The organism is Nostoc sp. WHI (assembly GCF_015714725.1).
In the GTDB taxonomy this organism is placed as follows: Bacteria; Cyanobacteriota; Cyanobacteriia; order Cyanobacteriales; family Nostocaceae; genus Nostoc.
On record NZ_WBKM01000304.1, the window covers coordinates 1 to 5,653 of the forward strand.

Annotated in this window: 3 protein-coding genes and 1 pseudogene; 1 reads left to right on the plus strand and 3 read right to left on the minus strand. The window is 42.6% G+C overall.

The window, feature by feature from the left end; all coding sequences use genetic code 11:
• Positions 1-591: 591 nt before the first annotated feature.
• The 3 genes from F8S12_RS31345 to F8S12_RS31355 all read right to left on the minus strand — a co-directional run bounded on the left by F8S12_RS31345 (position 592) and on the right by F8S12_RS31355 (position 4,825).
• On the minus strand, positions 592-3,690 hold the full coding sequence (locus F8S12_RS31345; protein WP_196520221.1) for a DUF5906 domain-containing protein: 3,099 nt from the start codon (positions 3,688-3,690) through the stop codon (positions 592-594).
• Positions 3,690-4,010, minus strand: coding sequence for a hypothetical protein (locus F8S12_RS31350; RefSeq protein ID WP_196520222.1), 321 nt, complete (start codon positions 4,008-4,010; stop codon positions 3,690-3,692). The genes F8S12_RS31345 and F8S12_RS31350 overlap by 1 nt, the downstream gene beginning before the upstream one ends.
• Positions 4,011-4,669: 659 nt before the next feature.
• Positions 4,670-4,825, minus strand: coding sequence for a hypothetical protein (locus F8S12_RS31355; protein WP_196520223.1), 156 nt, complete (start codon positions 4,823-4,825; stop codon positions 4,670-4,672).
• 253 nt (positions 4,826-5,078) lie between these two features.
• On the opposite strand from F8S12_RS31355, the pseudogene F8S12_RS31360 reads away from it, so the two are divergent.
• Positions 5,079-5,653: pseudogene (locus F8S12_RS31360) on the plus strand (ParM/StbA family protein); the annotation flags it as partial.

Consider the following 5,653-nt stretch of genomic DNA (forward strand, 5'->3'; position numbering starts at 1 on the left):
AAAAACTTTCCGCGCCTTTTGGCGTACTGTGCGTCAGAAAAAGATGGATTCCAAGGCTTAGACCCTCTAAAGCGTGTTTAAAACTCATTGGGAAATATGGGGATAAATCGGGTGACTTTTGGGATTTATTGGGAATTATTGAGCTAATGAGAATTTGGTGACTGGAAGATGTTGAAGAGGTAAAAAAATCAGCGATGAATTTGAATTTGCGTTCTGTAGGATTGGGATATATTGAGTTTAATTGGTGAGAATTGGTGAAAATCGGGAATTTTGGCGATTTTCGGTGTAATCGCACAAAACAGCACAATTGTAATCTTTCACAAGATTTATTTACAAAGGCTGAAGGGATTACGGTATAGGCGTTTTAGCCTTTTAGGAATAATTCTTAACAAGGGGTCAAAAACGGGGTAAATTTTTGTAGATTTAATGTTGAATCTTGGTTCTGGCACGGTGATGCCCTAAGCGATCGCACTTCAACCGAGTTCCCAACAAACAATTCCGTTTGTTGGGGTAAATATAGCGAACGGCGGATACCCTTAAGTAGTTTATTTATAAAACAGTAAGCTAACGGGTGGCAGTGACCACCCATTTTTATGAGCCAAAGTGAACCTCCCTCTCGGCGGCTGGTACTAGCATATAAAGTTGCGCGAATTCACCCAAGGTCAAAAACCCGTGCAGTTCCGAGTAAGAAAGAATTTCCATTTCACTCAAAATATCCTTAACCACCTCCCAACTTGGATTAGGGGATTCCAAGATACAAGCGATCGCAACAGAAGCTAAAACCTTGGAATCTTCGTCAGATCGCACCGACTCGGATTCACCCGCACCACTTTCTAGCTCTGACGCACCAGTGACGCATGAGTTTTCCATGCTCTGTAAGGGTTCCGCACCACTTTCTAGCTCTGACGCACCAGTGACGCATGAGTTTTCCATGCTCTGTAAGGGTTCCGCACCACTTTCTAGCTTTGACGCACCAGTGACGCAGGACTCACCGCAGCAGTTTTCCTTATCCTGCAAGGGTTCCGCACTACCCGCACCAGTTGAGGTGGCATATTCTTCTTTTTTCACTGGAGGAGAAAGCAATTCAATTTTCATCTCTGACTCTTCAATGTTATTTTCCTGTAAAGAAGAAAAAGTGGTGCGGGTGGTGCGGAAGTCCTGATTTTGCGAGGTTTCTGGTGCGGCAAGTGGTGCGGAAGTGGTGCGGGTTGAGTCTATTGTGGTGCGGGTAACTGACAAAATGCCAATACCCTTCAGTACTGGAATGTTTCTTTTAGCAATGTCGCAGTACCTAGTTCCCTTGACAGCCTTGGGGAAGAGTTGAGAGATGCGTGGGATTATTTGATTGATGCCCTTCACGTTTTTATCGCTGGGACGAACTTGGTCGATCCACGTTCTGCGGTTGCCCTCATCTATGGTCAGCGTTCCATTATGGATATAGTGCTGTTCCAGCATTGACCATAAAGCCCGTGCGGTAATTTCCCCATCAGGCACATAACCTATATTTGCGCTTAAGATGAAGTCAAAAAGATGATTATTCTCTCTCTGAAGGTTGTGGAAAGCGTCGGTTGTGCATTCATAATTGATACCTGACTCTATAAGGTTGTTGAGTGCTTTTAGCATTCTATTTAGGAATGCTGGGGCAACATGTGTTCTAATAAACTCTGGATCGTAGCGAAATCGGGGGTCGCCTTTTATCTCGTTTAGGTTATTTGGCGAAGGATTATCTACAAAGGTTTTCTTGAATTCTAGAATTGCAATTCTATCTTTGATTGCTTGTATTACGCCTTGAAAAGCGGGAGTTTCGTTTAAGTTGAAAATACCTATTGCGTTAGAAGAGAATTCTATATGGTCTTTCCCTTTCTGTTCGCAATGTAGTGTATCTCCAGTGACAAATAATTTTAAACTTTGAAGTCTATCAATCCTCGATGTTTGTGGGTTTTCAGAAGCCCAGTTAACTCGACTATATATAAGTGGGGCTAGTCCGAATTTTCTGCCTTCGTCATAAGATTGAAAGTCACCCAAAGAAACAGAAGTTAATCCGTTTTTCCCATAAATGGTTGATACACACTCGCGCAAAGCATCTTTACCATTAGAACCAAGACCAATTGCAAACATTGCTTTTACCTCTCTGCCTCTAAATTTTCTAACAGTTTTCAGGTCAAGGGATGCAGCAATATTTCTCAGAAATATTTCTTGCTGTGGCTTGTCTAAACAAGCTAAAAGTTGCTCACAATATGTATCGTCAGCATTAGGATTGTATTCAATTAATGGTTCATAAATGAAGTAGTCCTGGGGCGTATGCGGGTCTAATCTTATTGTAAAATCCCTGCCTTCCCACTCAACCCTGACTATCCCATTAGTGCAATTTACGCCAGGAGGATTGATTAGTTCTGGGTCAATTTCTGTCCCCATTTTTACCCATTCCAAAACCTTCTTGACTGAACTAGGTGAAGCATAGGGACAAGACTTTTTACCCTGTTCGTTCTCGACCACAAAGGAATTGCAAAAGTCGTAGATTCTTTTGCGTTCTGTGGAATCTGGGGAGTGTTTATAATGATTGCCAGTGTGGTAGTAAAGCTTATCAGCAGCACAAATCCAGTTCTTATCTCCGTAGAGAGCTTGAAAAGCTTGCTGGGTAAAGGCTACAACCGGATTTTGGTCATCATCATCAACGACATCTACCTCTGCTTGTTGCGATCGCTGCGCTACTGCCGCGTGGATCTCCTGCTCAAGAGCGCGGATAAATTCTGGTGTTTCCATCTGCCCCAAGATTTCTTTGATGTCACTTGATTTATATGGTAAATCGGGGCAGATGTCGTGAGGGTTAATTCCAATAAATCCAATCCCAACCTCGGCTGCACAGTCCTGGCAGGTCTGGAGTTTCTTTAGCCCAGTGTCGTCAGCATCGTGCAGAAAAACAATTAATCCTATGCCTGATTCCTTCAGGAGTTGATATTCTGGGGTGATTGTTTTCTTATCCCATCCACTGCCCTGAAACGTAATCCCAGCAAGACCATGTGAGCGACCAACTTCTACGCATCCCTCACCTTCATGCTGGAGTAGTGCCGGGGTTCCCTGCATCAATTTACTAGCGGCGATCGCTTCATCAATGCGGTAAGCTTTCCAAGGTTCATCCCCTTTTCTCATCTCTGGAGTGCCATCTGGAAGCCTGTGCCATTGGCGGAAGGATTTATCTTTTCCCTTCTCTTTGATATAATCCGCCCATTCATAGCGAATTACCCATTGGCTTTGTGAGTAAGGATAGATTGTTTGTGTTGCATTCCCTGGTATTCCCAATGGTTGCTTGCAAGTTATGTTTTGAGTTTGGGGTATGTCAGTCGCCGCTTGGGTCAACATCACCAGTGCTAATTCACCATCTGGAATTGGCGCACTTTTGGGCAAGATTCTCTTGGGGTTGGGTATTTTCGCTTTTGGGGAAGTTGTATAATTAACCCCTGCTCTTTCTGCTAAGACTTCAGCCCAAGGTTTAATCGCCTCCCGGATGTCTTTGCACTCACACTGGTTAAAGCAGCTGTACTTCCCAGTTTCTTGGACAATGGATAAATTATGCCCACCGCAAACTGGGCAGATGTATTTATTTTTCTCTCTGGCTGGTTCTAACTGGTCTACAAAATTGCGAATATCGAAGGAGGCGAGTGCTTGCTGATTGGAGAATTGTGCAACCATTACGCGATACCTCCTTGAACATTATTTAATTTTTGACAATTGCTTAATACATAAGTTGGCGATTCTTTAGGTTGACCCAGTGCATAGTTAGGCTGATGAAAGCGATCGCTCTCTTCTGTTTGCTCCCACTCAGAAGCGGGTTGGCGATCGCGGTTCCAGACTGTCAATTCTCCTATTGAGTAGCACCAGTCTGGTTGACCGCAGTAGGGGCAAGGGTGATGAGGAGTAACTTCTGTCGGTTTGTCTGTCTTTGGGCGAGATCCTATCTCGTACTGCCCTTGAAGTTCAATTGGTTGAAGTGTGTAGTTGGTAGTAATCACAGATTTTTCCCCTAATACTTGATGTTTAAGTATTGGAGGGGGGATATCGCGCTGCTACACCTTTATATCTATGAAATTCGCTATTTTGCTTGATTTAGCAAAATTTTGGCTCTTGAAATAACAATTTGATGACTTTTTTTGCCAAAATCCGCCAGCAGAAGCATATTGAAATTGCTACAGCTACAGATATAATAAAATGTAGGCAGCACGGATTTAATCTCATTTTGCCAGTCAGTGGGTTACAAAAGCTTCCTACACTTTAGTCCACTGTTTTGGTTTGTTTGAGATCCCCTCTCCGGCTCCAGTAAATAAATATGAGTTCTAACTCTTGGATAAAGCGTCACTACTTACTTATTAGTGGCGCTTTTGTCCATTTATCTTTTGATACTTTTGTATATTGACCTCCTGTTTACGTTTCATTTCTCTACTTGCCTGATCTTACAGAACAATTGAACGCTTGACATCAAACTTAGAGACTGTTTTTTTCTGGAAAAGTACTGTTTTTACTCGGTACTTTAGTACTGATTGCTTGTAACAAACTTAACAAGACTTGTGCTTTTTGAACAGAGAACACAAGTGTTTTTGATTATCTCTAGGTTCGCTAGGTGGTGGATGTCTGTTGTAATGTTCTGGTACTTCGGTCATAGAAATTAATCAGACTAACTTAATTCTTCCATTTGTTTGGCGATCGCTTTTTTAACAATGACTCTAGTTAACTGAGGCACAGTTAAAAACTCTTTTGCAGCCCATTGTTCTAGGTATTTAAATTCATCATCATCTAACCTAAGTGTCACTCGTGGTTTGTTGGATGGCATAAGCTCCTATTGTCACTTATTGCCATTATCAACCCATGTCATTGTATAGCTAAATATTTGTTTTTTCTTGACAAGTGCGTCACCTGTCATTTAATATAGCATTAGCAAGCCAAAAAATGCCATCAAGCAAAGGTAATAGAAGTCAGAAAGTGAATCTAAGGCTAACCCCTAACTGGATATCTGGATTTGTCTATATTTAGCTAAAAATCCTGGCAAATCCTCGCAATTCAAGACTTTCAAAAAATTTTTAACCATGACAACCACATACACCAATTCCCCAAATTGGCTAGTCCAAGCAGACTTGTTAGCCAAATCAGGGCTAACTGACCTCACAGGAGGTAAAGACGCAGGAGCAGGGTATGGCAAGGCAATCATCGGTGATTTTTCCATCATGATGCCAGCCGCATATTCACTTGTTCGCAACCGCAACATTAAGCACCACGAAACCAGCTCAAAAGATGGGGCATGGGTGCGTTATGTAGAAGGTTCGCGGCTTGACTTAAAAGATATTCAATTCTTTTGGGGTAGTGCGGCGATCGCACAAAGTGATCACACCCTGTTGCACGAAGATAAAGCCAAAAAAGCAGAACTGGCACTAGAAAGCATCCTTGCAGACTTAGCAGTTCTGAATATTCCCAATGGGGTCAAACTTTCAATTAGTTTAAGCAACCATAACCCGGAACGCTGGGCAACTGAGATTAAACGCAGAGTATCAGGCACTCACACCTTTGAGCATCTGCACCCTGTAACTCGTTCCATTGTCACCAAGACAGTTGACATCGCGGTTACAGGGATTTATCCCGAAGGATTTGGAAGCATTGCTCACTG

What these genes read in the sequence shown, in the direction of transcription:
- F8S12_RS31345 (WP_196520221.1), bottom strand. Translation starts at nt 3,690, where the DNA reads ATGGTTGCACAATTCTCCAATCAGCAAGCACTCGCCTCCTTCGATATT.
- F8S12_RS31355 (WP_196520223.1), bottom strand. Translation starts at nt 4,825, where the DNA reads ATGCCATCCAACAAACCACGAGTGACACTTAGGTTAGATGATGATGAA.